At 69.3% G+C, this 2,115-nt stretch carries 4 protein-coding genes; 1 reads left to right on the forward strand and 3 read right to left on the reverse strand.

From position 1 onward, the window contains the following. The coding region (locus tag ABZX79_RS37760) for a hypothetical protein (RefSeq protein WP_355268579.1) at positions 1–181 on the reverse strand (181 nt) is incomplete at its 3' end. On the opposite strand from ABZX79_RS37760, the gene ABZX79_RS37765 reads away from it, so the two are divergent. Next, entirely contained in the window at positions 180–548 is a 369-nt protein-coding gene (locus ABZX79_RS37765) for a VOC family protein (RefSeq protein WP_355268582.1), read from the forward strand. The two genes, ABZX79_RS37760 and ABZX79_RS37765, sit on opposite strands and share 2 nt — an antisense overlap. A gap of 48 nt (positions 549–596) precedes the next feature. On the opposite strand, the gene ABZX79_RS37770 is transcribed toward ABZX79_RS37765, so the two are convergent. Both ABZX79_RS37770 and ABZX79_RS37775 read right to left on the reverse strand, forming a co-directional pair. Further along, complete coding sequence (locus ABZX79_RS37770) at positions 597–1,436, reverse strand: transposase family protein (protein WP_355268585.1); 840 nt, start codon at positions 1,434–1,436, stop codon at positions 597–599. Positions 1,437–1,494: 58 nt separating this feature from the next. Beyond that, positions 1,495–1,950 carry a hypothetical protein gene (locus tag ABZX79_RS37775; RefSeq protein WP_355268588.1) on the reverse strand — a complete coding sequence of 152 codons (456 nt, stop codon included), beginning with the start codon at positions 1,948–1,950 and terminating at the stop codon, positions 1,495–1,497. Between the last annotated feature and the right edge of the window lie 165 nt (positions 1,951–2,115).

Raw genomic sequence — 2,115 nt, forward strand, 5'->3', positions numbered from 1 at the left:
GAAGCTCCGCCATCTTGAAGTGGCTGGTCAGCGGGGTGGCGTGACTCCGTTTCGGGCTGCTCGTACTGGTCGCGGGCGGCGGTCTGTGTTGTAGATCGTTTGGCAGGGCGGTTTTGCCGATGAGTTCACCGTCCTCGGACGGTCTACCCAGCGACACGACCGTTCTCGACAGGAGTGCCATGTCCACCATCCAGCCAGTGATCGTGACTGCCGACCAGGACGTTCTGCTCGGCTTCTATACGAAATTGTTCGGCGCTGAGGAGATCTTCCGGGTACCGGCGGAAGGCCCGGCCTTCTACCTCGGCTTGCGCATCGGCGACACCGACCTCGGGCTGGTGGCCAAGGAGAACCCGGGGACTGGGGCGGCACCGCGGATCCTGCTCAGCATCGGTGTCGACGACGTCGACGAGACGCTCGGCCGGGTGGCGGCGCTGGGCGGCTCGGTCCGCAGCGGCCCCAACAACATGCCGTGGGGACAGCGCGTCGCCCACATCCAGGACCCCGACGGCAACCCGGTGAACCTCACCCAGCCGATCCCGGCTCAGTGACGCTGTTCCGGAGTGCTTGTGCTGGTCGTGGGCTGCCTGCGGTAGAGATCAATTGTCGGTAGTGGCCTCGATGTTCGTCAGTACGAGCAGCGCGCGAAGCAGGGGGGTGGCGCGGGCGGGGTCAGTGCGGAGCTTGGTGAGGATCCGCCAGTTCTTCAGATGGGCGAAGCCGCGTTCGACCGGGGCGCGTCCGGCGGCCAGGATGCGGTTGGCCTCCCTTTCGGCGGGTGCGAGCCTGCGGGCACGGGTGGCCTTGAAGCCGGTGACGACCACGGGGTCGTCCCCGTAGTCGTCCAGGCCGATAAAGCCCAGGTCGGCCAGGGCGCCGAGACCGGCAGCGCGCAGGTGGGCCAGGATGCGGTCGCGGCGGGCGGCGGTGATGTCGTGGGTGCGGCCGGGCCGGGCGGCCGATATCCACACCAGACGGCCCCGCTCGTCGGTCAGCGCGAGGACATGCAGGCCGTGGCGGCGATGCTTGCCGGAGTAGTTCGGGCGGTTCGCCTTGCCGGTGCGGCGCTGGGTGGGGATGAGGGTGCCGTCGATCAGGACGACCTCCCCGCCCCGCTTGGCGATCTTCTTCAGGGCGCGGTCCAGACGCGGGGACCTCGCGTCGAGGAGCGCGATCAGCTCGTCGCGCCAGCGGCGCACGGTGGTGGCGGAGATGTCGTTGCCGCAGGCCATGTCGGCCAGGCGCTGGTCGTGCCGGAGCACGGCCAGGACGATCACCGCGATCCTCCCGGGCGGCAACGCCCGCCACCGGGAGCGTATGGCCTTCAGATGGCGGCGCAACAGGTCGGCGAGGTAGTTCAGGGTGCGCGTGGACAGCGGCAGGCGGCACTGGTAGACCAGGGACACGGTGTCCCCGGCGTGCTCTTTGGTATTCGTCACACAATTCCAACAGCCGCCGGGGGCACCTTGGTTACGCCCCGATCGCCGTGCGGATCGGTCACGGGCGGATGGTGAACTTCCCGTCGGGTCGTTTGTGCAGCCAGCCGCGGTCGGCCAGCTTCGTGAGCTTCCCGCGCAACGGTTCCAGCTTGCCCCGTACCCCGGTGTCCAAGCCCAGCACCTCGCCGATCTGCCGAGTGGAGACCGGACCGGCGGCCTGCCGCACCGCGGTCAGGATGCGCTGGTACTCAGCCGGCAGTGCGGACTCAGCCACCCCCGGCCCACGGTCCGGGACCAGCCGCACCGCCCGACCTGCCACCTGGACCACCGGCGACCCGGCCTCCGTGCGCTCGTCGGCGAGCTGCTCGCTCATCCGCTGCCACACCCGCTCGGCCACGGCCAGCTCATCGCGCTCAGCTCGTACCTCCGACAGCTGCTGGACCAGCTGTTCTTCGAGTCCGTCCAGCTCCGCACGCCGCGCGGCGATCCGCTCCAGCACCTCGGGATCCATCATGGGCCGGAGCGTGGGAGCAGGACCCGCGACGACGGACGGGAATCCACAAACCCACTCCTGCCAGACGATCTACACCCCAGACTGCCGCCCGCGACCAGTACGAGCAGCCCGAAACGGGGTCACGCCACCCCGCGGACCAGCCACTTCAAGATGGCGGAGCTTCAG

This window comes from Streptomyces sp. NPDC002994, assembly GCF_040611155.1.
Taxonomy (GTDB): Bacteria; Actinomycetota; Actinomycetes; order Streptomycetales; family Streptomycetaceae; genus Streptomyces.

Bases quoted from the DNA above. Each gene is read 5' to 3' on its own strand.
- ABZX79_RS37765 (WP_355268582.1), top strand. From the start codon at position 180: ATGTCCACCATCCAGCCAGTGATCGTGACTGCCGACCAGGACGTTCTG.
- ABZX79_RS37775 (WP_355268588.1), bottom strand. From the start codon at position 1,950: ATGATGGATCCCGAGGTGCTGGAGCGGATCGCCGCGCGGCGTGCGGAG.